Annotated in this window: 20 protein-coding genes and 1 tRNA gene; 13 read left to right on the forward strand and 8 right to left on the reverse strand. The window is 28.3% G+C overall.

The genetic code is table 11. The annotated features are described in order from the left end of the window. The first annotated feature begins 15 nt into the window (after positions 1 to 15). From BTO18_RS03895 to BTO18_RS03905, 3 genes are all read left to right on the forward strand, one after another. Entirely contained in the window at positions 16 to 1,980 is a 1,965-nt protein-coding gene (locus tag BTO18_RS03895; RefSeq protein WP_170063224.1) for a sensor histidine kinase, read from the forward strand. A gap of 37 nt (positions 1,981 to 2,017) precedes the next feature. Next, positions 2,018 to 2,764 (forward strand): LytR/AlgR family response regulator transcription factor, encoded by a 747-nt coding sequence (locus BTO18_RS03900; RefSeq protein WP_105014972.1) that lies wholly within the window; start codon positions 2,018 to 2,020, stop codon positions 2,762 to 2,764. A gap of 69 nt (positions 2,765 to 2,833) precedes the next feature. After that, complete coding sequence (locus BTO18_RS03905; RefSeq protein ID WP_105014973.1) at positions 2,834 to 3,205, forward strand: helix-turn-helix domain-containing protein; 372 nt, start codon at positions 2,834 to 2,836, stop codon at positions 3,203 to 3,205. Positions 3,206 to 4,148: 943 nt separating this feature from the next. On the opposite strand, the gene BTO18_RS03910 is transcribed toward BTO18_RS03905, so the two are convergent. The 4 genes from BTO18_RS03910 to BTO18_RS03925 all read right to left on the reverse strand — a co-directional run bounded on the left by BTO18_RS03910 (position 4,149) and on the right by BTO18_RS03925 (position 7,597). Then, positions 4,149 to 4,224, reverse strand: a tRNA-His gene (locus BTO18_RS03910). A 54-nt stretch (positions 4,225 to 4,278) separates the two neighbouring features. Further along, positions 4,279 to 4,995, reverse strand: coding sequence for a bacillithiol biosynthesis deacetylase BshB1 (bshB1, locus tag BTO18_RS03915; protein ID WP_105014974.1), 717 nt, complete (start codon positions 4,993 to 4,995; stop codon positions 4,279 to 4,281). After that, positions 4,992 to 6,149 (reverse strand): trans-sulfuration enzyme family protein, encoded by a 1,158-nt coding sequence (locus BTO18_RS03920; protein ID WP_105014975.1) that lies wholly within the window; start codon positions 6,147 to 6,149, stop codon positions 4,992 to 4,994. The genes bshB1 and BTO18_RS03920 overlap by 4 nt, the downstream gene beginning before the upstream one ends. 38 nt (positions 6,150 to 6,187) lie before the next feature. Further along, positions 6,188 to 7,597, reverse strand: coding sequence for an MATE family efflux transporter (locus tag BTO18_RS03925; RefSeq protein WP_105014976.1), 1,410 nt, complete (start codon positions 7,595 to 7,597; stop codon positions 6,188 to 6,190). Positions 7,598 to 7,752: 155 nt separating this feature from the next. On the opposite strand from BTO18_RS03925, the gene BTO18_RS03930 reads away from it, so the two are divergent. The 4 genes from BTO18_RS03930 to BTO18_RS03945 all read left to right on the forward strand — a co-directional run bounded on the left by BTO18_RS03930 (position 7,753) and on the right by BTO18_RS03945 (position 10,372). Continuing rightward, positions 7,753 to 8,454 carry a Rossmann-like and DUF2520 domain-containing protein gene (locus BTO18_RS03930; RefSeq protein WP_105014977.1) on the forward strand — a complete coding sequence of 234 codons (702 nt, stop codon included), beginning with the start codon at positions 7,753 to 7,755 and terminating at the stop codon, positions 8,452 to 8,454. Positions 8,455 to 8,725: 271 nt separating this feature from the next. Next, positions 8,726 to 9,250 (forward strand): KdsC family phosphatase, encoded by a 525-nt coding sequence (locus BTO18_RS03935; protein WP_105014978.1) that lies wholly within the window; start codon positions 8,726 to 8,728, stop codon positions 9,248 to 9,250. A gap of 18 nt (positions 9,251 to 9,268) precedes the next feature. Beyond that, on the forward strand, positions 9,269 to 9,691 hold the full coding sequence (locus tag BTO18_RS03940; RefSeq protein ID WP_105014979.1) for a DUF2147 domain-containing protein: 423 nt from the start codon (positions 9,269 to 9,271) through the stop codon (positions 9,689 to 9,691). 15 nt (positions 9,692 to 9,706) lie between these two features. After that, the gene (locus BTO18_RS03945; protein WP_105014980.1) at positions 9,707 to 10,372 is read left to right on the forward strand and encodes a hypothetical protein; all 666 of its coding nucleotides are present in this window, start codon (positions 9,707 to 9,709) and stop codon (positions 10,370 to 10,372) included. 97 nt (positions 10,373 to 10,469) lie between these two features. Here BTO18_RS03945 and BTO18_RS03950 read toward each other — a convergent pair whose 3' ends face one another. Further along, the gene (locus BTO18_RS03950; RefSeq protein ID WP_105014981.1) at positions 10,470 to 11,111 is read right to left on the reverse strand and encodes a protein-L-isoaspartate(D-aspartate) O-methyltransferase; all 642 of its coding nucleotides are present in this window, start codon (positions 11,109 to 11,111) and stop codon (positions 10,470 to 10,472) included. A 118-nt stretch (positions 11,112 to 11,229) separates the two neighbouring features. Here BTO18_RS03950 and BTO18_RS03955 point away from each other — a divergent pair, with 118 nt between their 5' ends. The 4 genes from BTO18_RS03955 (at position 11,230) to BTO18_RS03970 (ending at position 14,953) form a co-directional block, all read left to right on the forward strand. After that, positions 11,230 to 12,213 (forward strand): Gfo/Idh/MocA family protein, encoded by a 984-nt coding sequence (locus BTO18_RS03955; RefSeq protein WP_105017491.1) that lies wholly within the window; start codon positions 11,230 to 11,232, stop codon positions 12,211 to 12,213. A 181-nt stretch (positions 12,214 to 12,394) separates the two neighbouring features. Beyond that, positions 12,395 to 13,282, forward strand: a complete 888-nt coding sequence (locus tag BTO18_RS03960; protein WP_105014982.1) for a 3-hydroxybutyryl-CoA dehydrogenase — start codon at positions 12,395 to 12,397, stop codon at positions 13,280 to 13,282. Between the two features lie 4 nt (positions 13,283 to 13,286). Continuing rightward, a complete protein-coding gene (locus BTO18_RS17940) occupies positions 13,287 to 13,925 on the forward strand; it encodes an acyloxyacyl hydrolase (protein WP_105014983.1) in 639 nt (212 codons plus the stop codon). An 86-nt stretch (positions 13,926 to 14,011) separates the two neighbouring features. After that, the gene (locus tag BTO18_RS03970) at positions 14,012 to 14,953 is read left to right on the forward strand and encodes a hydrogen peroxide-inducible genes activator (protein WP_105014984.1); all 942 of its coding nucleotides are present in this window, start codon (positions 14,012 to 14,014) and stop codon (positions 14,951 to 14,953) included. A 111-nt stretch (positions 14,954 to 15,064) separates the two neighbouring features. Here BTO18_RS03970 and BTO18_RS03975 read toward each other — a convergent pair whose 3' ends face one another. Beyond that, a complete protein-coding gene (locus tag BTO18_RS03975) occupies positions 15,065 to 16,684 on the reverse strand; it encodes an ABC-F family ATP-binding cassette domain-containing protein (RefSeq protein WP_105014985.1) in 1,620 nt (539 codons plus the stop codon). Between the two features lie 186 nt (positions 16,685 to 16,870). Between BTO18_RS03975 and BTO18_RS03980 the strand changes: the two genes are divergently transcribed. Together BTO18_RS03980 and BTO18_RS03985 are read left to right on the forward strand one after the other, a co-directional pair. Further along, on the forward strand, positions 16,871 to 18,262 hold the full coding sequence (locus BTO18_RS03980; RefSeq protein WP_105014986.1) for a hypothetical protein: 1,392 nt from the start codon (positions 16,871 to 16,873) through the stop codon (positions 18,260 to 18,262). 142 nt (positions 18,263 to 18,404) lie between these two features. Further along, complete coding sequence (locus BTO18_RS03985; RefSeq protein WP_105014987.1) at positions 18,405 to 20,216, forward strand: DEAD/DEAH box helicase; 1,812 nt, start codon at positions 18,405 to 18,407, stop codon at positions 20,214 to 20,216. A gap of 590 nt (positions 20,217 to 20,806) precedes the next feature. On the opposite strand, the gene BTO18_RS17800 is transcribed toward BTO18_RS03985, so the two are convergent. Together BTO18_RS17800 and BTO18_RS03995 are read right to left on the reverse strand one after the other, a co-directional pair. After that, positions 20,807 to 22,096, reverse strand: coding sequence for an SEC-C domain-containing protein (locus BTO18_RS17800; RefSeq protein ID WP_105014988.1), 1,290 nt, complete (start codon positions 22,094 to 22,096; stop codon positions 20,807 to 20,809). 147 nt (positions 22,097 to 22,243) lie between these two features. Then, positions 22,244 to 23,101: a hydroxymethylglutaryl-CoA lyase gene (locus tag BTO18_RS03995; RefSeq protein WP_170063225.1), complete on the reverse strand. Its 858-nt coding sequence runs from the start codon at positions 23,099 to 23,101 to the stop codon at positions 22,244 to 22,246. Between the last annotated feature and the right edge of the window lie 52 nt (positions 23,102 to 23,153).

Here is a 23,153-nt window from a genome sequence, read left to right on the forward strand (position 1 = left end):
AGTAAGTTTGTTTGTATGATAACCAGAAGTTTATTTTTCATCTTTACTCTATTTGTAGTATCAATTTATAGTCAGCAAGAAAAAATTAAAAGATTTTCTATTGATGATGGTTTACCAAGCAATATCATATATAGTATTACTCAAGATAAAATTGGTTATTTATATATAGCAACAGAAAAAGGGATTGTAAAGTTCGATGGAGATGATTTTATTCCTCTAAATTCAAAAAAAGCAAATTATATCACTTCAATTAATGATAAAATTTATGCTGGTTTAGAAAATAACTTGTTGATTCAAGATTATTATAAGAATACAATAACTACCAAAGAAGTCAACCAAGTTGTTGTATATGATGATGTTATTTTTCTTGCAACTAATCAAGGTATTGCTAGTCTTAAAAATAACTTCATTACCCCAATTACAATAAATTCTCAATTAGATTTTTCTATCATAAATAATATTTTATATCATAATAATTCTTTTTACATAGCATCTATAAATGGGTTATGGAAAACAGATTCTTTAGAGAATCCTTATAAAATAAAAAAACTCATAGAAGACGAAATTATAAGTTTAGATATTTTTAATAGTAAGTTATCTGCTACAACAATTAATGATGGGATCAAAATTTTTAAAGATGATAAACTGGTTCAACATGTTAATACCATAACAAAAGTTACTTCAGCAAAGAAAATTAGAAATGAGTTCTGGATTACTTCAAAAGAAAACGGAGTCGAAATTTATACGCTTCCCTCCTTTTCTTTCAAACAAAAAATAAATAAATACAATTCATTGATTCCAAATAATATCAATACTGTATTTAAAGACAAAGAAAATATTGTTTGGATAGGTACAGAAAAAGGCTTATATCAAATAAAAAACAGATTCGAAAGCTCTAAATCATCATTAAAAATTCATTTTGAAAATATTTATATAAATAACACTCCAATTGATGTTAAACAATTTAAAAGTAAGATTCAACAACTATCATCAACAGAAAATAATATTAGCATCGATTTTAAAACTGTTGATATTACATATCCTAATCAAATTCAATACAGGTATAAATTAAGTAAAAAATTCTCAAGTTGGTCTTATAAAAATAATGTTCAGCTGGCTAATTTAGATTATGGTTCTTATCAATTTAGTATTCAATCTAAACTTGGCAAACAAGAAAGCGTAATAAAATCAATACTTTTTAAGGTTGATAAACCATTTTATTTGAAATTTTGGTTTCAATTGGGAGTTGTAATTATAATTCTATTAATTGCAATTGCTTACCTAAATAGCTATATCAAAAAAATACAAAAACAAAATGATAATAAAATAGAGAAATTGAAAAGAGAGCGTTATTTAATTACTCTAGAACAAAAGGCTTTACAATTGCAAATGAATCCACACTTTATATTTAATGTATTGAATGGAATAAAAGCTTTGGGTAATTCTGACAAAAAAGAAGAACTAAATACTACAATTTCTCAATTTTCAAGTTTATTAAGAAGTTTATTGAATAGTTCTATGAAAGATACCATTAGTCTTAAAGATGAGATTGAGTATCTAACAAACTATTTAGAGCTTGAAAAAAGAATGAATACAAAAGATTTACAATATTATTTTCATCAAAATCTTAACGGAATTGATGCAGAAGAAATCTTGATTCCTACAATGTTACTACAGCCTTTTATAGAGAATTCAGTAAAACATGCATTTACAAACAGAGATAGTGGTAAAATTAATATTTATTTTACTGTTAAGAATTATTTTATCGAATTTACTATTATTGATGATGGCATAGGTTTTAAACAAACTCAAAAAAATAAAACAACAACAAGTCATAGTTCTGCAGCTTTAAAAATTACGGCTGAAAGAATTAAAAATAGCACTCCAAAAAGTAAATACACGATTACAGAAATTCTTTATAATAAAGAAATAAAAGGTACTAAAGTGTATTTTAAAATACCTTTAATAACAGATTTTTAGATTTTTTTTTGTTACTTTTAAATTAAAATTATAAAAAATGGAATTTTTAACATCATTTGTGGTAGAAGATAATATTGATGCACTTCAGATGTTATTAAACGATTTAGAAAACTACCATAAAAATATAAAAGTTATTGGTACAGCAAGTAGTGTAGTAGATGCTGCTAAAGCATTACGCAAAATAGAACCAGATATACTTTTTTTAGATATAATGCTGGGAGATGGAACTGGTTTTGATGTTTTAGAGATAATACCTGATATTAAATCAAAGATAATTTTTATTACTGCAAGCGATGAATATGCTATTAAAGCCTTTAAATTTGCTGCGATAGATTATATTTTAAAGCCTTATGATAATACAGCATTAGCAATTGCTATATCTAGAGCCAAAGAACAAATACAACCGCAAAAAGAACAAATAAAGGTATTAAATGATATTGTTAAAAACCCAACTCATTTACCTGATCGAATCTCATTACATACTTCAGAAAAGATATTTATTGTAGATCTAGAAGATATTATTCGCTGTAAAGCAGATAATAATTATACAACATTCTATTTAAACAATAATACTAAAATATTAGTCTCAAAAACATTAAAATATTATTCAGATTTACTTAAAGGCAATGGTTTTTTAAGGGTACATCAAAGTCATTTAGTTAATAAGAAGTACATTAAAGAATATATTAAGTCTGATGGAGGATATTTACTATTAAAAGATAATAATACTTTACCTATATCAACACGTAAAAAAGCAGAAATAATAGGGGTTCTAAAAGATTAATAAAAAATATTTTATTAAAAATCATTATTTGTGGTATTTATTTACTACATTTGAGGACTCCCCCATATTATGAAAGACGAAGATAAAGAAAGATCAGAAAGAGTAATTAAGGTTTTTAAAGAATCTAAACTGAACCAAAGGCAGTTTGCAGAACTCATAGGAGTATCTCAACAATTGGTTAGTGCAGTTATTAATTACACAAAGAAGCCTAATGAAACTATCTTATTAGCTATAATAGACAATATAGAAGGTATTGATCCATTATGGATGTTTACTGGAGTTGGTAAGCAAAAAAATAATTACGTACCAATAAAGCGTGAAGAGGAATCTCCAATAGAGCATCATATAAAAAAGATAGTTAGAGATCAATTTGAAGAATTATCTGATGGAATCCTTCAAAGATTAGCGAATATTGAAGAATCTATAAAAGATTCTAATTGATTTATCCATAAAAAATATAGCTTACCCCTAAATTATCCCCCAAAAGCCTACAAAATTGTAGGCTTTTTTTATTGAGTTATAGAATCCACAAATAAGGTAACAACTATATATCAATAATTTATAACTAAATATATTTATATTTCTTTACAATTATCGTCGTTATTGATGTGTAAAACTATTTTAAGTACTATTTAATTACTTAAAAAGTAAGTTTTTTATAGATAGTTATAATATCTAAATAAAATTTGTAAAAAAATATTAAAATTAAAATACTTAAAATCAGGGGTTTAAGTGTAAAAAATAAAAAAAGTTAAAAATAAAAGTAAAATAATCATTGTTTGTAGTAAATTTTTACTACATTTGATGTGTAGTTAGGAAGTAATGTAAGCGAAAAAGTTCAAAAGAGTTATTTACAAAACTCAAAAAAATACTAAACAGAAATAAATTAAAAACTATGTACCCCTAAATATGATGTTCAATCCCTATTAGGACATCATATTAGCATAGTTTTTAAATTACATAATAATGAATCATTTTATTAAAGACAACTAATATATTTAATTGACTAATATATACCCCTAAAAGTTGTTAATAATAACTCAAGAAAATATACTGTTCCCTAGCAGTATATTTTCGAGAGTTATCTTAAATAATTCATTTTAATCATACCCCTAGTATTCCCCTAAAACCCCTATCCCCCTTATCCCCTAAAAAAAAGCCTGCTTAATTTGCAGGCTTTTTTTATGATATAAAAAACGAGTTTAATCGAATAACTTAAAAATAGTTAATTTAATTTTTTTGAAGTTAAGTAAGGAATTTACCAAATACAATTTCTCTATATTTTAAAGTATAAATAAATAACATAAAAAAACCAGTGAAATAAATTATTCACTGGTTATTTTTGTAATTGGTTTAGCCTATTTGACCAAACTAAATTTAATTTGGGTGGAAGATGGGGCTCGAACCCACGACTTTCGGTACCACAAACCGACGCTCTAACCAACTGAGCTACAACCACCATTTAAAATCGTTTGCAAATATAAATTAATTTTAAATTTTATGGAAGTAAAAAATTAAATTAATTTATCTAAACTTTCAACAGACACGTATCTTTCTGATGTAAAGCCTTCTGCATGTTCTACTCCAATGATTCTTCCAAAATCTCTAGCTCTATAATTAATACTTTCTATAAAGTTTTTACTAGTAATTGGTGTTTCTGGCTCATCACTTTTTGGATTATAAAATTGCGAGGAATATGCCAAAACCGCATTCATCTTTACATCAATAAAACCAGATACATTAACAAGAAAATCTGGATTTATATTTTTCCATTGAATGTAATGATACACTTGTTTTGGTCTCCATTTTTCTTGAAACTTCTCTTCTATTTGAGTTTCAATTTTTAATAATCCGCTTAAAAAACAAGCATCAGAAACCAAACTACTTCCTTTACCATGATCTATGTGTCTATCATCAATGGCATTACACAACACAATTTCTGGCTGATATTTACGAATCATTTTAATAATTTCTAGTTGATGCATTTTATCATTTATATAAAAACCATCAGCAAAACCTAAATTCTCTCTTACTTTAACACCTAGTATTTTTGCAGCATTTGCAGCTTCTTTATCTCGCAATTCGGCTGTACCTCTTGTCCCTAATTCACCTCTTGTCAAATCAACAATACCAACTTTTTTACCTAAAGAAACTTCTTTAGCTATTGTTGCTCCACACCCTAATTCAACATCATCTGGATGTGCACCAAAGGCTAATATATCTAACTTCATTTTTTTACTTTTTTTATGGCTTGCTCTATATCTGATATTAAATCTTTTGGCTCTTCAATACCGACTGAAAAACGAATCAACCCATCTTTTATTCCTCTTTCTAAACGCTCTTCTTCACTTAATAACGCGTGCGTAGTTTGTGTTGGACTAACAGTTGTACTCTCTAAACCTGCTAAACTCATAGTAGGTTTTATCAATGTTAAACTATTTTGAAATTTCATAGCATCTATCCCTTCTTTTAACTCAAAAGACAACATGGCTCCAAAACCTTTCATTTGTTTTTTTGCCAATTTATACTGTGGATGACTTTGCAAACCAGGATAATATACATTGTCAATATCTTTATTTTTCTCAAGATATTCTGCCATAGTTTGTGCATTTTCTGTTTGTGTTTTTACTCTTAAGTTTAAGGTTTTTAAACTTCTTTCTAATAACCACACTGTTTGGTCACTTAAATTGCCACCAAAATTAATGGCTGTTTTCCAAATTTGCTCAATGTGTACTGCAGATGCTGCAACTGCTCCTGCAGAAATATCTGAGTGACCTCCCATATATTTTGTAGCTGAATGAATAATAATATCTATTCCAAAATTATACGGATTTTGATTAATGGGTGATGCAAAAGTATTATCAATCATTGTTAAAATTGAATGCTTTTTTGCAAGATTAGAAATAGCTTTCATATCTGTAATTCCTAACAAAGGATTAGAAGGAGTTTCTATATATAATATCTTTGTATTCGCCTTAATTAAAGATTTAAAATCTTCTATTTTATCACTTTCTGTAAAAGAATATTCAATACCATATTTATCAAATTCTGATACTATAAAATTGTATGTTCCTCCATAAATAACTTGCTGAATAATAACATGATCCCCTCTCTTAAGAAAAGCAAACATTGAAGATGAAATTGCAGCCATGCCCGAACTAAAAATTAAAGCATCTTCAGTGTTTTCAAGTGCAGCAATCTTTTTGCACAACATTTCTTGATTTGGTGTATTGTAATAACGTGGGTAGCGTTTCACATCTACGTGATCAAAAGCATAAGAAGTAGACATATATATAGGAGAAACTGCTCCTTTAAATTGCTCGTCTTTTACTTCACCAACGTGAACACAAGTGGTGTTTATTCCTAGTTTTTTTGAATCATTCATCAAATAAAATTTTTGCTCTTGCTAAATTAAGAAAACAATTACACTTGAACGGTTTTCCATTTTCCTTTTTTGAATAAGATAATTCCGATAATTGCAATAGAAACTTCAGCAAAGGTTATCGAAAGAAATACTCCTATAGGTCCCAAATTTAACCAAATTGCTGTAATATAAGCCAGTGGCAATTGAAACAACCAAAAGCATACAAAATTTATATACGTTGGTGTTTTTGTATCTCCTGCTCCGTTAAAAGATTGAATGATAACCATACCATAGCCATAAAAAATATAACCTGCTGCCATAATTTGTAAACATAATGCTCCATTCTTTACCACAATTTCGTTGTCTGAAAACCAACCTAAAAATGTGGGTGCAAAAAAGATATATATTAAAGACACAATTCCCATAAAAATACCAGCATATTTTCCAGTTTTCCAAACAGATTCCTCTGCTCTTTCAGGTTGCTTTGCTCCTAAATTTTGTCCAACCAATGTTGCTGCTGCATTACTTAAACCCCAAGCAGGCATTAGTGTAAACATCATAATACGAATTGCAATTGTGTAACCTGCTAAAACTTCACTCCCAAATTCTGACATAATTCTCATTAAAAATACCCAGCTAGAAGTGCCAATTAAAAACTGCCCAATTCCACCTAAAGACACTTTAATTATATTGAACATTACTGCAGTTCTCAATACAATATCTTTAAAAAGGATTTTAATTTTTCCAACTCCATAAAATAAAATGATTAGTTGTACAATTACTGCTGCTCCTCTACCAATTGTAGTAGCAATAGCTGCTCCTTCTACTCCATAAGCTGGAATTGGCCCTAAACCAAAAATAAAAATAGGGTCTAGAATAATATTCAGTCCATTAGATAAAATCAATGTCCACATTGCTATAGAAGCATTACCTGCACCTCTAAAAATTGCATTAATTAAAAAGAGTAACATTACAGTAATGTTTCCACCCAGCAGAATTTTTGTGTAGCCAAAACCTTCTTCAATTAAAGAAGATTCACCTCCCATTAAACTTAAAATTTCTTTGGGATATAAAATTCCGATTGCACTAATCAATAGCGAAATAAATACTCCTAAAAAAATGACTTGCACAGCAGTTTGGTTGGCTCCTTCTCTATCCTTTTCGCCTATTCTTCTAGCTACAACTGCAGTTGCTGCCATACTTAAACCAATGGCTACTGCATAAACGAGAGTCAAAACAGATTCTGTTAAGCCTACAGTTGCTACAGCATTTACACTTACTTGAGATACATAAATTATATCTACCAAAGCAAAAATGGATTCCATTAACATTTCCAAAATCATAGGAATTGCTAACATAAAAATTGCTCTTTTAATACTCCCTTTGGTGAAATCTTGCTGTTTACCTAATACAGCGTCTTTAAATAATGAGAAAATAGATTGTGATGATTGTTGATTGATTTCTGACATTTCAAAAAAAATTAAAAATAGTATTTATCATTGATAGAATTCAATGATTTAATTTGGGAATCGATAAAAACGAAACAGACGAAAAGTGAAATTTATACAATCATAAGACTACAATTATACAAAAAAAGTATGAATAATTTCAATATCTTCGTTTTATGATAACAGTTTTAGTAGTTGGAACAGGAAATGTTGCCACACATTTATACAATGCCTTTTTTAATATAGATAATATAAATGTATCTCAAATTAGTTCTAGAAATCTAAAAAATATACCAAATACAGATGTAACAATTATCGCTGTTTCAGATGATGCTATTGCTGAAGTTTCCTCTAAAATAAATAATCCTTTTGTGGTACATACTTCAGGGAGCATATCAATGAAAAACTTGCAAAACTCTACTAGAAAAGGAGTTTTTTATATGTTGCAAACCTTCACTAAAGAGAAAAAAGTTGATTTCAAAAAAGTTCCCTTTTGTTTGGAGGCAGAGCATAAAGACGATTTAAAAATTTTAAAAAAGTTAGCAAAAACATTAGGAAACAGTATTTATACCATTGATTCAAATCAACGAAAAGCATTACATGTTGCTGCTGTTTTTGTGAATAATTTCACCAATCATTTGTATAAAATTGGGCATGATATTTGTTTAACACATAATGTTCCTTTTAAAGTTTTACACCCTTTAATTCAAGAAACATCTAATAAAATTATGAGCTTACCTCCAATTAAAGCTCAAACAGGACCAGCAATTAGAAATGATACAAAAACAATAAAAAATCACTTAACTTTGCTAGAAGAACAGCAACAAAAAATTTATAAAATCTTAACAAAATCAATTCAAGACAGTCTCAATAGATGAAAGAAGAACTAGATACTATTTAAAGATTAGAAAAGTGGATAATAAAAAAGGGGATTCAAAAAATGCGTTTACAATTGGAAATTATTTTTTTACCTCAAATGGTTATGGAATAGAAAATAATGGGGGGTCTATTTAGTTGGTTTTATTCCGAAAAAGGAGAAAAAGAGACAATCAAGTATTTTTTAGACGAGAAAAGTGCTGTTGAATATGCCTTAAAAAAAATAACACAAAAACATTAATATACATTAAACTTATTAGCTTTATCAAAAATATGGAAATCAGCTACAAACAAATATTATCAAAAATCTCAACATTTATTTTTGATGTAGATGGTGTTTTAACAAACGGAATGCTAACCATTATGCCAGATGGTGAATTGGTAAGACACATGAATGTAAAAGATGGTTATGCAATGAAACTTGCTCTAAACAAAGGGTTTAGGGTCTGTATAATTTCAGGAGGTACTAACCAAGCTGTAAAAAGTAGGTTAGCTGCTTTGGGTATTAAAGACATTTATTTAGGAGCTCATGACAAAATAAAACAGTACAATGAAATTGTAAGCAATTATAATTTAAATGATGATGAAGTATTGTATGTGGGTGATGACATTCCTGATATTCCTGTGATGCAAAAAGTCGGTTTACCTTGTTGCCCAAATGATGCAGTACCTGAAGTACAAAGTGTTTCTAAATACATCTCTAATATAAAAGGTGGTGAAGGATGTGTAAGAGATGTTATAGAACAAGTCTTAAAAGTTAACGGTAAATGGAATAATTATTTTGATGCAGAAGCATAATTTTTAAATTATATATACATGAAAAAAGTAATCACAATTTTAGTAGTATTAGTAACAGTATCTTTAAACGGTCAAACTATTTTTGGAAAATGGCATTCTACAAACGATGAAACTGGAGAAGTAGATTCTGTAGTAAAAATTTACGAAAAAGAAGGAAAAGCCTATGCCAAAATTATCGAAATAAAAGACCCTGAAAGACAAAATGCAGTTTGTACTGAATGTAAAGGAGCTAATAAAAATAAACCAATTTTAGGTTTAGAAATTTTAACTGGATTAGAAAAAGATGATGATGAATGGTCTGGAGGTAAAATTTTAGATCCACGAAATGGTAAAGTATATAAATGCTACATAGAATTAGTTGAACCAAATAAACTAAAACTTCGTGGTTATATTGGTTTTTCGTTATTAGGTAAGACTAAATATTGGACTAGGGCTGAATAATAATTGTAAATAATTATGAAGAAAATTATTTTTGTTATATCATTAATACTTGTATTAACAACATATTTATCTTGTAAAAAAAAGGAGACAAAAATTGATTTTAAGAATTTTGAGATTAGTTTATCAAAAAATGAAGAACCTCCATTAATTTTTGAACTCAAGTGCGAAGATGAAACTCAATACTTTGTTGAAAATCAACCTAAAAAATGGGATAGATTAGCCAAAAATTCTGAAACTACTATTTCTGTTTATGAATGGAAATTGTTTCCTCATAATAATATTCTTTTTGAATATCCTAGAACTTATTCGTTTGAAGCAGAGCTATCAATCACAGAAGATATATGGACTTTATCAGGAAATAATTTTGTAATCATGGTTATTAGACCAATTATTGAAATGGATGTCCACTCCTATGTAAATGATTTAATAGTACAATTTGGTTCAGAAAATTGTATAACAAAAGACATTACAAAAAAATTAAATAATATTGAATTAAAAGGAATTAAACTTTCTGTTGTTATTGCTGGTATTGATATGGAATTAGATATTTTACAAGTAATAGATAGTAAAGGAAAGAAAAGCTTGATTGTATTTCAGGATTCTTTAACAGACACAAAAGAAAAAAGTATTGAGTCAAAAAACACTTTAGAAAGAATAAATCAAACTTTTAAAATAAATTAAATACTTTTTACGGCTGTAAATTATTATTAACTAAAATTCTAGTTTTCTTGCAATAGAAGTTATTAAATAGCATTTACAAGTCTTTTTTAGATGGGCATTAGTTCTTCTCTTCTAACATAGGTACAAAAGCAAAATCTCCTAGTTCTTGTTTTTCAAATTCTTTAGCAGATTTTCTAATGAATAAGTTCATAATTTGTGTTTTATCGCCAACAGGTATTAACAACATTCCCTCTACTTTTAATTGAGCCAACAAAGGTTTTGGTACATAGGGTGCACCAGCTGTTACAATTATTTTATCAAAAGAAGCTTTTTCTGGTAAACCTTTATAACCGTCACCAAAAATAAATTTCTTGGGTTTATACCCTAACTTTGGTAAAAACAAAGACGTTTTTTTAAAGAGTTCTTGTTGTCTTTCAATAGTATATACTTCTGCTTTTAACTCTAACAAAACAGCAGTTTGATAACCTGAACCTGTACCTATCTCTAATACTTTATCGCCTTTATTTATATTTAAAGTCTGTGATTGAAATGCAACAGTATAGGGTTGAGAAATGGTTTGTTCTGCAGCTATTGGGAAAGCTTTATCTTGATATGCATGAGACTCGAAACTAGAATCTATAAATAAATGACGTGGAATGTTTCTAATAGCATTTAAAACTTTTTCGTCTGTAATACCTTTAGCTTGTAAAATACTAGCCAATTGATTTCGAAGACCTTGATGTTTTGATGTATCTTTCAATTATTATCACATTTGTAAAACCTAAATGTACTAATAAATTCAATTAAATTCTTATAAAATTGTATCTTTGTTTGGTTCTTTTCAATCAACGATTAGAACATCTTTAAATCAATATTTTATGCTAAAAGTTGGGGTTTTAGGTGCAGGTCATCTAGGTAAAATACATTTGCGTTTATTACAACAATCTACTAAATATGAATTAGTTGGATTTTACGATCCGTCAAAAGAAAATTCTAAAAAAGTAGTCAAAGAGTATGGATACACTGCTTTCAGTTCTATTGAAGAGCTTATAGATGCTGTAGAAGTTGTTGATATTGTTACACCTACACTTTCTCATTTCGATTGTGCTAAACTAGCTATTGAGAAAGGTTGCCATATTTTTATAGAAAAACCTATTGCAAAAACAGTTGTTGAAGCAGAAGCTATTAGAACATTGGCAAGTCAATATCATGTAAAAGGTCAAGTGGGGCATGTAGAGCGTTTCAACCCTGCTTTTATTGCTGTAAAAGATAAAATAAACAACCCAATGTTTATTGAAACGCACAGATTGGCAGAGTTTAATCCTAGAGGTACAGACGTGCCTGTGGTTTTAGATTTAATGATTCATGATATTGATATTATTTTATCAGCAGTAAATTCTAAAGTAAAAAATGTACATGCCAGTGGTATTTCTGTAATTTCTGAAACTCCAGATATTGCTAATGCAAGGATTGAGTTTGAAAATGGCTGTGTTGCCAATTTAACAGCTAGTAGAATTTCTATGAAAAACATGCGTAAAACACGATTTTTTCAAAAGGATGCCTATATTTCTGTAAATTTTTTAAGCAAAGAATCTGAAATTGTTAAAATACAAGATGCACCAGAAAATCCAGACGAATTCGCTATGATTTTAAAAAATGATGCAGGAGTTGAAAAACAAATTTATTTTGAAAACCCAACAGTTACTAACAATAATGCAATTTTAGATGAGTTAGAAACTTTTGCTGATGCTATTGTAAATAATACTACTCCTATTGTAACATTAAGTGCTGGTACAGAAGCTTTGCGAATTGCACAGTGGGTAATTGACTGTTTCAAAACTGAAGAAGACGTTGAGTTATAGCTAACTGTAGGCAGATACGTACATTAGAAATTAAACTATTGTTTAAACTCTTTTTTTGATATTAAATTTAGTGAGTTTATAAATAGTGAATAAATTTTCATAGAAAACAAACCAAAAAATTGAAGCATTAAATAATTCAAGACTAGAATTTTTATATTTTAAAATCTTAAAATAAACATTAATGAAAAACATAGCTGTAATTGGTGCTGGAACCATGGGAAATGGAATTGCACATACATTTGCCCAATTTAATTACAAGGTAAACTTAATTGACATCTCTGAAGTTGCAATCCAGAAAGGGTTAGCAACCATCACTAAAAATTTAGATAGAATGGTAGCTAAAGATAAAATTTCTGAAGCTGATAAAGAGAATACATTAAATAATATCACCACATATACTTCTGTAAAAGAAGGAGTTATAAATACAAGTTTAGTTGTTGAGGCTGCTACCGAAAATAGTGATTTAAAGGCAAAAATATTTAAAGAGTTGGATGAAGCATGTGATGAAAACACCATTCTAGCAACAAATACGTCATCTATTTCTATTACCCAAATCGCAGCAGTTACAAAAAGACCAGATAAAGTAATTGGGATGCATTTTATGAACCCTGTACCAATTATGAAGTTGGTAGAAATTATTAGAGGTTACAATACTACTGATGAAGTGACAAATTTTATTGTGGATTTGACAAAAAAAATAAATAAAATTCCTGTTGAAGTAAATGATTACCCTGGTTTTGTTGCAAACAGAATTTTAATGCCTATGATAAACGAATCTATTGAGACTTTATATAATGGTGTTGCAGGTGTTGCAGAGATTGATACTGTAATGAAATTAGGAATGGCACACCCAATGGGACCTTTACAATTGGCAGATTTTATTGGTTTAGATGTTTGCCTATCAATCTTAAATGTGATGTATGATGGATTTAAAAATCCTAAATATGCTCCTTGCCCTTTATTAGTAAATATGGTAATGGCTGGTAAATTAGGTGTTAAATCTGGTGAGGGTTTTTACGATTATTCAGAAAGCAGAAAAGCTAAAACTGTAGCTAAAATGTTTTCTTAATTAGATGAAGAATACTTTACTATTTCTAATTATCTCTTTTTCTTTTTTAGCCGCTTCTGGTCAAGATAAAGTTGGCTGTAATTGGAAACCCAAAAAACTAGGTTTTCTTTACAACTATGGTTCTGAAGATAATTTTTTATTTAATGATAAAGATTACACTTACACTACAAATACATATAAATTTCAAGCATTTTATGATATTGCAAGTTGGCGAAAATTTAAATTTGATTTAATTGTACAACCTCAAATTCAATTTTTAAAACACCAACTGCTAAACAAATGGTATGTTACTCCAAATCAAAGTAATGTTCAAGAAAAAATTGACGAATTTACTAAACTCAAAAGCATGAGCTTATATGGACTTGAATTTGCTTTTGTTGTTAAAAGAGAGCTCTTTAAAAATTTAGAAATTCAAGCAGGAATTAGTTTAGGTTTCTCATATATAGATACTAGAACTGAACGTTTAGCTAAAGGTTTCACTTTTATAGAAAACTTTTCTTTAGGATTCTCTTATCAGACCTTTAAAAACTCTTTTATCTATTTAGGAACTAACTTTGGGCATGTTTCTAACCTTAATTTTACAAAACCTAATGATGGCTATAATGTTTTAGGCATTGAAATTGGATATTCTTTTTTGCTTTAATTTTTTTTAAAAAATTAATTGAAATTTCTTCCATAAACTATAATTATAATTGATAGTTTTAATATCTTTATCGAAAATTCTTATTTATGACAATTACCCAACTAAAATATGTGCTTTCTGTAGCAGAATATCAAAATTTTACTGTAGCTGCAGAACATAGTTTTGTTACACAGCCCACCTTAAGCATGCAAATTCAAAAATTGGAAGATGAACTAGATGTTCAAATTTTTAATCGATCTAAAAAACCAATAGAATTAACACAAATAGGTCAAAAAATTGTAGAACAAGCTAAAGTTATTGTTGATGAAAGCAATCGTATTTTAGATATTGTTCATCAACAAAAAGGATATATTGGAGGTGAATTTAGACTTGGTATTATACCAACAGTTATGCCTACTTTACTGCCTATGTTTTTAAATAATTTTACTAAAAAATACCCAAAAGTAAAATTAATTATAGAAGAACTTACTACTGAAGAAATAGTAAAGAAACTTGCTGACGGACACATAGATGCTGGTTTAGCAGCTACTCCATTAGAAAATGAAGCAATAAAAGAACGTCCTCTGTATTATGAGCCTTTTGTGGGATTAATTCCTCAAAATCATCGTTTGTTTAAGAACAAAAATATTTCTGTAAATGAGCTTGAGATGGAAGATATTTTATTATTAGAAGATGGGCATTGCTTTAAAGATAGTGTGATTAACTTATGTAGAACCCATAAAATTGATAATAAAAAAGGATTTCAATTAGAAAGCGGGAGTTTTGATACATTAATTAAACTAGCTAAAGAAGGTTTGGGTATGACACTATTACCCTATTTACATACACTAGATTTAAATGATGAAGATAAAAATCATTTACGTGATTTTGAAAATCCACCACCTGCAAGAGAAGTAAGTTTAATTTATCATAAATCGCAACTTAAAATGCAAATGATTGAAGCTCTCAAGAAAACCATTGATGGTGTGGTTAGAGGAGCAATTTCTTTTTCTGATGTTAAGATAATTAGTCCTTTACAGAAAAGATAAATTTTAATATAGAAACATGAATTCTTAATTAATTTTTATAATAAAAAAAAACTCCATAAATTTAAATTTATGGAGTTTTAAACTTTTAAAATTCGAAAAAATCTTATCTAATTACGCATACATCTTATCACGTAATTCTTTTATCTTTTTGTCTGATAAATATTCATCAAAAGTACCTAACCTATCAATAACTCCTTTTGGTGTTAATTCTATAATTCTGTTAGCTACTGTTTGTGCAAATTCATGGTCATGAGTGGTAAATAAAACTGTTCCTTTAAAATTAATTAAAGAGTTATTTAATGCTTGTATAGATTCTAAATCCAAGTGATTTGTAGGTTCGTCTAAAACTAAAATATTAGCTCTTTTCATCATCATTCTAGACAACATACAACGTACTTTTTCTCCTCCAGAAAGAACATTACTTTTCTTTAAAGCTTCTTCTCCAGAAAAAATCATTTTACCAAGAAATCCTCGTAAATATACTTCTTCACGTTCTTCTTCTGTTTGTGCGTATTGCCTTAACCAATCCACTAAATTCAAACTTCCATCTTGAAAAAATGACGAATTATCTAAAGGTAAATATGATTGAGTTGTAGTAACTCCCCAAGAAAATTTACCAGCATCAGCTTTATCATTACCCATTATTATTTGATAAAATGCTGTTACTGCTCTAGAGTTTTTAGAGATTACAGCAACTTTATCACCTTTTTGTAAGTTAATATCGATATTGGCAAAAAGTTTTTCACCTTCAAATTCTTTTGCTAAACCATCTACATTCAAAATCTGATCTCCTGCTTCTCTATCTCTTTCAAAAATAATAGCTGGGTATCGTCTACTAGATGGCTTAATATCTTCTACATTCAGCTTTTCAATCATTTTTTTACGAGAAGTAGCTTGTTTTGATTTGGCAACATTCGCAGAAAATCTTCGAATAAATTCCTCTAACTCTTTCTTTTTGTCCTCTGCTTTTTTATTTTGTTGTGCTCTTTGTTTTGCTGCTAATTGTGAAGATTCATACCAAAATGTATAATTTCCTGAATAATGATTTATCTTACTAAAATCTATATCAGAAATATGAGTACAAACTGCATCTAAAAAGTGTCTATCGTGCGAAACTACAATAACACAATTATCATAATTTGCTAAAAAGTTTTCTAACCATCCAATAGTTTCGAAATCTAAATCGTTGGTAGGTTCATCCATAATTAACACATCTGGACTGCCAAATAAAGCTTGTGCTAATAAAACACGTACCTTTTGTTTACCATCTAAATCTTTCATCAAACTATAATGTAAATCTTCTGAAATACCTAAATTAGAGAGTAAAGCTGCAGCATCAGAATCAGCATTCCAGCCATTCATTTCTTCAAAAGTTACCTGAAGTTCGCCTATTTTTTCTGCATTTTCATCAGTGTAATCTGCATATAATGCATCAATTTCTTTTTTAATAGAAAACAACTCCTTGTTTCCCATAACAACAGATTCTAAAACAGGAAATTCATCAAACTCATTATGATTTTGTGTTAAAACCGACATTCTTTTACCTGGTTCTAAATGAACCTGACCAGAAGTTGGATCCATTTTACCAGAGAGAATTTTTAAGAAAGTAGATTTTCCTGCACCATTTGCACCTATAATTCCATAACAATTGCCTGTTTGAAATTTAGTATTTACATCATCAAACAAAACACGTTTTCCAAATTGTACTGATAAGTTAGAAACTGATAACATAATAGTATTTTATTTTTTTTGCAAAAGTAATAAATTGATTTCTCATAATACACTAGAATTAATAAGTAATATTGATAAATATGTCTCTTTTTTAGTAAAGATGATTTTCTTTTTTTAACAACCCCTTAACAAATACGGCTAGCTTGAATACCTAAATTTGTTGGTACATCATTTTTAGATTTTTATATGATAAAAAAAATAATTATTCTACTTAACATTTCTGCTATATTGATAGTAAGCAGTTGTGATTCAGATAAAAAGAATAATATTACTTATTTTGGTGGCAAAATCATTAACCCGAAATCTAATCAGGTTATTTTGTATTCGCAAAATATTGCTATCGACACTTTTTATCTAGATGAAAATGATAAATTCTTTAGTGAGTTAAAAAATGTAAGTGAAGGTTTGTATTATTTTTTTCATGGTAATGAAAATCAATATATATATCTAGAGCCACAAGATAGCTTAATGCTTCGTCTAAATACATGGGATTTTGATGAATCTTTAGTTTATGCTGGCGAAGGTGCAGAGCGTAATAATATGTTAATAGACTGCTTTTTAGAAGATGAAAAAGAAAGCAGAGTTTTTTATCAATTTAATAAACTACCACCCAAAAAATTTAAACTTAAAGTAGATTCTATTTTAAAGATTAAAATGGCTACTTATCAAGATTATGTAGATAATCATCCAGAGGAAACAGAAGCGTATAACGAAACCTTAAAAATAGCTTTAACATATCCTTTATATTCTAGACTTGAAAGATATCCAATGATGAATGTAAAGTATAATAAAAAGGATAATTTCCCTAAAATGGAAAATTCTTTTTACTCTTTTAGAAATAAAATTAAAAGAAACAAAGATTCTTTAATGTATTACCCTCCATATTCTAGATACACAAGAAGTTATTTGTATAATAAAACCTACAGTTTGGGTCATTTGCCTACTAAAAATAGTTATACTCCTAGTTTTACGTCTGACTTATTAGGTCTAATTGACGAAAAAATAAAATTAGAAAAAACCAAGAATGCCTTTTTAAGACAAACTGTTATTAGTCATTTTTATAATAAATCTACATGTGATTTTGACACTAAACCTTTTGATACTTTTTTTAAAATTAGTACAAGTGAAGAAGATAAGTTAATGATAAAGAATTTAATTCAAGACACTAAAGCTATTCATGTAAACCATAAATTGCCAAGTTTTAAACTGGTAGATTTTTCTAATACAGAACTATCCATAAATAAATTATTGAAGAACAAAAATTCTTTTATTTTCTTTTGGCATCCAGATTATGTATCTGAACTCTATTTTTCTTCAAGGATAAATTTTTTGATAAAAAACTATCCTAATATTGATTTTCTTATTGTAAACATAGATGATAAAAATCCTAAAAGAGTAAATAAAATTGATATAAAAAATCAGTTTTATTTAAAACCTAATAGTGATGCACATAAATTTTTAACTAGTAAAATGCCACGTTCTATTTTAGTAAACAACAAAGGAAAAGTTATTAATGGTTATGCATCAATATCTTCTAACAACGTAAATAAATACTTAAAAGAATTAAATAATAACTAATTTTAAGTACTTAAACTTATCATCTATTTTTTTTACTGTACCTTTGCACGATTTTTATTTTGAGCATAACTCATTAAAAATCAGGTCGAATTTATAATCGGGTTTACAGGTGGGCGTTCTGTGAATCCAAAAAAACACAGTAATGTCAACATTTTTAGAATTAGGTTTAAAGGAACCTATTAAAAAAGCATTAACAGATTTAGGCTACGAAAAACCAACTGTTATTCAAGAAAAAGCAATTCCACAAATTATTCAATCTACAGACGATTTAAAGGCATTTGCACAAACAGGCACAGGAAAAACTGCAGCATTTAGTTTACCAATTTTAGAACTTTTAGATGAAAATCAAAGCAATGTACAAGCTATTATATTATCTCCAACTAGAGAATTGGCTGTACAGATTGGTAACAACATTAAAGATTTTAGTAAATATTTAAAAGGAGTAAAAGTAACTACAGTATATGGTGGTTCAAGTATTGAAGATCAAATAAGATCTTTAAAAAAAGGATCTCAAATTGTTGTAGGAACACCAGGAAGAACTGTTGATTTAATAAACAGAAGAGCCTTAAAACTTGGTAATGTTCAGTGGTTGGTTTTAGATGAAGCTGATGAAATGTTGAATATGGGCTTTAAAGAAGAACTTGATAAAGTTCTTGAAGCTACTCCAGAAACAAAACAAACGTTATTATTTTCAGCAACATTTCCTAGAGAAGTGGAAGCAATTGCTAAAAATTACATGACAAAACCAGTAGAAGTTACCTCTGGTGAAAAAAATTCTGGTTCTGTAAATGTTAGTCATGAATATTATGCAGTTACAGAAAGAACTCGATATCCAGCATTAAAAAGAATAGCAGATTTAAACCCAGATATTTATGCAATAATTTTTTGTAGAACTCGAAGAGAAACTCAAGAAGTTGCAGATAATTTAATAAAAGACGGGTATAATGCAGATTCTTTGCATGGAGATTTATCGCAAGCACAGCGTGATTCTGTTATGGGTAAATTCCGTAAAAAAACAATACAAATTTTAGTAGCTACAGATGTTGCTGCTCGTGGATTAGATGTAAATGAATTAACACATGTAATTAATCATAAATTACCAGATCAAATAGAAAACTACACACACAGAAGTGGTAGAACTGGTAGAGCTGGTAATAAAGGTATTTCTATAGTTCTTGTAAATAATAGAGAAAAAGGGAAATTACGAGTTATAGAAAGAATCATCAAACAAAAGTTTGTTGAAGCAAAAGTACCTACAGGAAAAGAAATTGTAGAAAATCAATTAATGAATTTGATTGATAAAGTACAAAAAACTGAAGTAAATGAGTCTGAAATTACAGAGTTTTTACCTGCAATCTATGAAAAATTAGCAGATTTAGATAGAGAAGAATTAATTCAAAAATTTGTTTCTTTAGAGTTTAACACAATGCTTGCATACTACGAAAATTCTAAAGATTTAAATGATTTAGGAAGAGAAAATTCTAGAACTAGAATGACTGCTGATAATATGACTCGTTTTTTTATAAATATTGGTAGAAAAGACAAACTGAACCCTGCTAAATTAATTGGTTTAATTAATGACCAAGAAATAGGAGATAAAATAGAAATTGGTGCTATAGATATTTTAGACACCTTCTCTTTCTTTGAGATTGATAAAAATTTCGAACAAAAAACATTAGATGCTTTTGGAGATAATCAACCTGATTTTGAAGGACGCTCTGTAAATGTAGAAATTACAAAGAAAGAACGTTCAGGTGTTGGAAACAGAAGACGTGGAAAAAAACCATTTGGTAAAAAAGACGGAGGCTTTGGAAGACGTAGAACTTCTGAAGGTTCTTCTAGAAGAAGTGATGATGGAGGACGAAAAAGAACCGAAAGACGTTCTTCTGATAGACCTAAAAACTCTGGAGATAGAAAATCTGGTGGTTTTGGCAGAAGACGCAGAGAAAGATAGTGGTTTTAGAAATTTGAAGCTAAATGTAGGAAGTATCCTATTTTTATGTTTGTAAAAATGGTATTTTCATGAATTGTCATTTCGATTTTGTGGAAAAATATCAATAGTAAAACTCTAAAAACATACACTTTTACTTCGTAAGATACTTTCAATCAAAATATATTTTGATTTCAGCAATGTTCGAAATGACAATCAGTTAATTTTCAATAAAATATCATTTGTAAATAAAAAAAGTTATATCGAACTCACGTTATTTAATAAAAAGGAATGTCGAACCTTTTAAAATAGTTTCTAAAACTGAAGAACTCAAAAAATCTCCAGCTGGTAAACTACATTGTGTTTTTATTTTCTTACATCAGTTCTTTGTGCACAGTTGCTACTCTAGTCATTCCTTCTATTTTTCCTCCTTGAATTGGTGCTATTTCATACACATCATTCAATTATAAAAAAATGAAATCTATTTTATTATCGTCTTTTGAACAAGATGATAAAATTATGATGAATAGGAAATAGGTAAATAGTTTTGGTAGTTTCACTTTTGGTTTCTTTTTATTCTTATTTGTTATATACGGATATTGTGTATAGTTATTTTACGCTTCTGACAGTAAAAATTTTCCTGTGAATTCATTCATTGTGATTTCATAATTTTCAATTTCTTTCAGGGTTTTTAGTAATATTTGTAATTCTCCATTTGTAATGTTTTTAAGTTTTTTTTCTGATAAATTCTTATAATTATCGAAATGTTGTACTAACTCATTGTGAATTGCATTTTTTTGAACTGGAACAACTAATGATTGAAGTCTAATAATAGTTTCTTTTATATATTCTATTAAATGTTTTGTACTGTTAATAGATTTAATCAGTTTGATTTTTGAATCTGGTTCATCAATAAGTTCAGAGTTACTATATAATGGTTTATAAACATTAGACATAATCAGTTTTATTTTTGATTTCCAACTATCAATTAAGTGTGTTGGTAAAATTTCAGGATATTTTTCAGAAATTTTAGATAGCAGCTTTATATAAATTTCATTTAATTCGTCCAAATGAGATTGTGTTATAACTCTATTATGAGCTTCTTCTCTTCTAATTAAGTTAAGACTATCAATCAAATTTTCAAAATCAGTTTTTTTGTTAAATAGCATTTTGAAATCTGGCCAATAAGTTGTGATTATTTTCTTTAATTGTAGAATATATGTGTATTTGATTAGAACATTACCATTATCTATTTCAAACCCAAATTGATTATTATAAGTGTCTTTAATACTTTTTCCAAGTTTGTTGTTAAGTGTTAAGTTCCACCAATCAGTACCATATTTTTTTGAAAGAATATCTTTAATTACTTTACGAATTGTTATTTCAATTTCCGAAATTATTTTTTTTGCTATTCCAAGGCGATAATCATTTGTGTTTTCTTGGAAGATTGTAGACTTCATCCAATCAACGGAATTCCCTGTTCCAAGCTGTTCAGCACTTGCTTTTGAAGATAAAGCATATAATAATTCTAAATCTTCATTATTGTAAGCTCTCGTAGCATAATATCTAAAACGAATTCCATCATATGGATCATCTTTAAAAAATCCATTAAAGAATCCCATTATAGTTGCGATTTCTATTTTAATGTCAATTGATTTTTTTTTATAGGGATAGAATTCACACACAAGTGAATCTTCATTCATTAATTTTATATCCTTGACTCTAATTTTTTGTTTCGAACCATTTATTTTGTCTAAATTTTCTAAACCAAGTTTTATGGTATTTATAAGATTTGAAAGTGTTATTTCAATAGTTTTTTTTGTTTCGGAAGATTTAGTTTGACAACATTTTTTGTATTTCAAACCACTTCCACAATGACATTTTTCGTTTCTTCCTAGTTTCATTCTGTCGGTTGGTTTTTAATTACACACAATTCGTTTTATAGTAATTTTTATTTACGATATACAGTAAATTTAATTGTATGTAGTACTTTTTATTTTACTGTTATCCTGTAAAGACAATTTAATAATAATCTATTACAAATATCAATATTATATAAAAACCTCTAAAGCCTTATTATAAGCACTTTCAAAACTCATAGGTTTTATATTTGTATTTGCTTTTTGTGCTGTAAAATAACTTACTAATTTTTCTGTGGGCATATTGCCTGTCAATTCATCTTTAGCCATTGGGCAACCTCCATAACCTTTAATTGCCCCATCAAAACGCAAACAACCAGCTTTGTAAGCTGCATTTACTTTTTCAAACCATTTGTCTGGAGTAGTATGCAAATGCGCACCAAATTCAATTTCTGGATATTTTGGTATTAAGTTCGAAAATAAATAATCAATCACTTCTGGAGTAGAGCTTCCAATCGTATCAGAAAGTGATAGAATTTTTACGCCCATTTTTGAGAGTTTTTCTGTCCATGCTCCTACTATATCCACATTCCAAGGATCTCCATAAGGGTTTCCAAAACCCATAGACAAATAGGCTACAACTTCTTTGCTTGTTTTGTCAGCAATATTTAAAATGGTGTCTAAAGTTTCTATAGATTCTGCAATAGTTTTGTGTGTATTACGCATTTGAAAATTCTCTGAAATCGAAAAAGGATACCCTAAATAATCAATTTCTTCAAATTGAGAAGCATCATTTGCTCCTCTCACATTGGCAATAATGGCTAACAATTTACTTTCTGTTCTAGATAAATCTAACTTTGCCAGAACGTCTGCTGTATCTCGCATTTGCGGAATTGCTTTTGGTGATACAAAACTGCCAAAATCAATAGTATCAAAACCTACTTTAAGTAACGAATTGATGTACAATGCCTTTTTTTCAGTGGAAATAAAATGAGATTTTATACCCTGCATTGCATCTCTAGGACATTCTATGATTTTGACTTTTTTCATTATCTCAAATATAAAGAAACTAATGTTGCTGAAAAATAATTTTTTAGCCGAT

It is taken from the genome of Polaribacter porphyrae (assembly GCF_002954685.1).
Taxonomy (GTDB): domain Bacteria; phylum Bacteroidota; class Bacteroidia; order Flavobacteriales; family Flavobacteriaceae; genus Polaribacter; species Polaribacter porphyrae.

Excerpts from the sequence above, each read along its gene's own strand:
- BTO18_RS03895 (WP_170063224.1), top strand. The coding sequence starts at position 16 with ATGATAACCAGAAGTTTATTTTTCATCTTTACTCTATTTGTAGTATCA.
- BTO18_RS03900 (WP_105014972.1), top strand. The coding sequence starts at position 2,018 with ATGGAATTTTTAACATCATTTGTGGTAGAAGATAATATTGATGCACTT.
- BTO18_RS03905 (WP_105014973.1), top strand. The coding sequence starts at position 2,834 with ATGAAAGACGAAGATAAAGAAAGATCAGAAAGAGTAATTAAGGTTTTT.
- bshB1 (WP_105014974.1), bottom strand. The coding sequence starts at position 4,995 with ATGAAGTTAGATATATTAGCCTTTGGTGCACATCCAGATGATGTTGAA.
- BTO18_RS03920 (WP_105014975.1), bottom strand. The coding sequence starts at position 6,149 with ATGAATGATTCAAAAAAACTAGGAATAAACACCACTTGTGTTCACGTT.
- BTO18_RS03925 (WP_105014976.1), bottom strand. The coding sequence starts at position 7,597 with ATGTCAGAAATCAATCAACAATCATCACAATCTATTTTCTCATTATTT.
- BTO18_RS03930 (WP_105014977.1), top strand. The coding sequence starts at position 7,753 with ATGATAACAGTTTTAGTAGTTGGAACAGGAAATGTTGCCACACATTTA.
- BTO18_RS03935 (WP_105014978.1), top strand. The coding sequence starts at position 8,726 with ATGGAAATCAGCTACAAACAAATATTATCAAAAATCTCAACATTTATT.
- BTO18_RS03940 (WP_105014979.1), top strand. The coding sequence starts at position 9,269 with ATGAAAAAAGTAATCACAATTTTAGTAGTATTAGTAACAGTATCTTTA.
- BTO18_RS03945 (WP_105014980.1), top strand. The coding sequence starts at position 9,707 with ATGAAGAAAATTATTTTTGTTATATCATTAATACTTGTATTAACAACA.
- BTO18_RS03955 (WP_105017491.1), top strand. The coding sequence starts at position 11,230 with ATGCTAAAAGTTGGGGTTTTAGGTGCAGGTCATCTAGGTAAAATACAT.
- BTO18_RS03960 (WP_105014982.1), top strand. The coding sequence starts at position 12,395 with ATGAAAAACATAGCTGTAATTGGTGCTGGAACCATGGGAAATGGAATT.
- BTO18_RS17940 (WP_105014983.1), top strand. The coding sequence starts at position 13,287 with ATGAAGAATACTTTACTATTTCTAATTATCTCTTTTTCTTTTTTAGCC.
- BTO18_RS03970 (WP_105014984.1), top strand. The coding sequence starts at position 14,012 with ATGACAATTACCCAACTAAAATATGTGCTTTCTGTAGCAGAATATCAA.
- BTO18_RS03975 (WP_105014985.1), bottom strand. The coding sequence starts at position 16,684 with ATGTTATCAGTTTCTAACTTATCAGTACAATTTGGAAAACGTGTTTTG.
- BTO18_RS03980 (WP_105014986.1), top strand. The coding sequence starts at position 16,871 with ATGATAAAAAAAATAATTATTCTACTTAACATTTCTGCTATATTGATA.
- BTO18_RS03985 (WP_105014987.1), top strand. The coding sequence starts at position 18,405 with ATGTCAACATTTTTAGAATTAGGTTTAAAGGAACCTATTAAAAAAGCA.
- BTO18_RS17800 (WP_105014988.1), bottom strand. The coding sequence starts at position 22,096 with ATGAAACTAGGAAGAAACGAAAAATGTCATTGTGGAAGTGGTTTGAAA.
- BTO18_RS03995 (WP_170063225.1), bottom strand. The coding sequence starts at position 23,101 with ATGAAAAAAGTCAAAATCATAGAATGTCCTAGAGATGCAATGCAGGGT.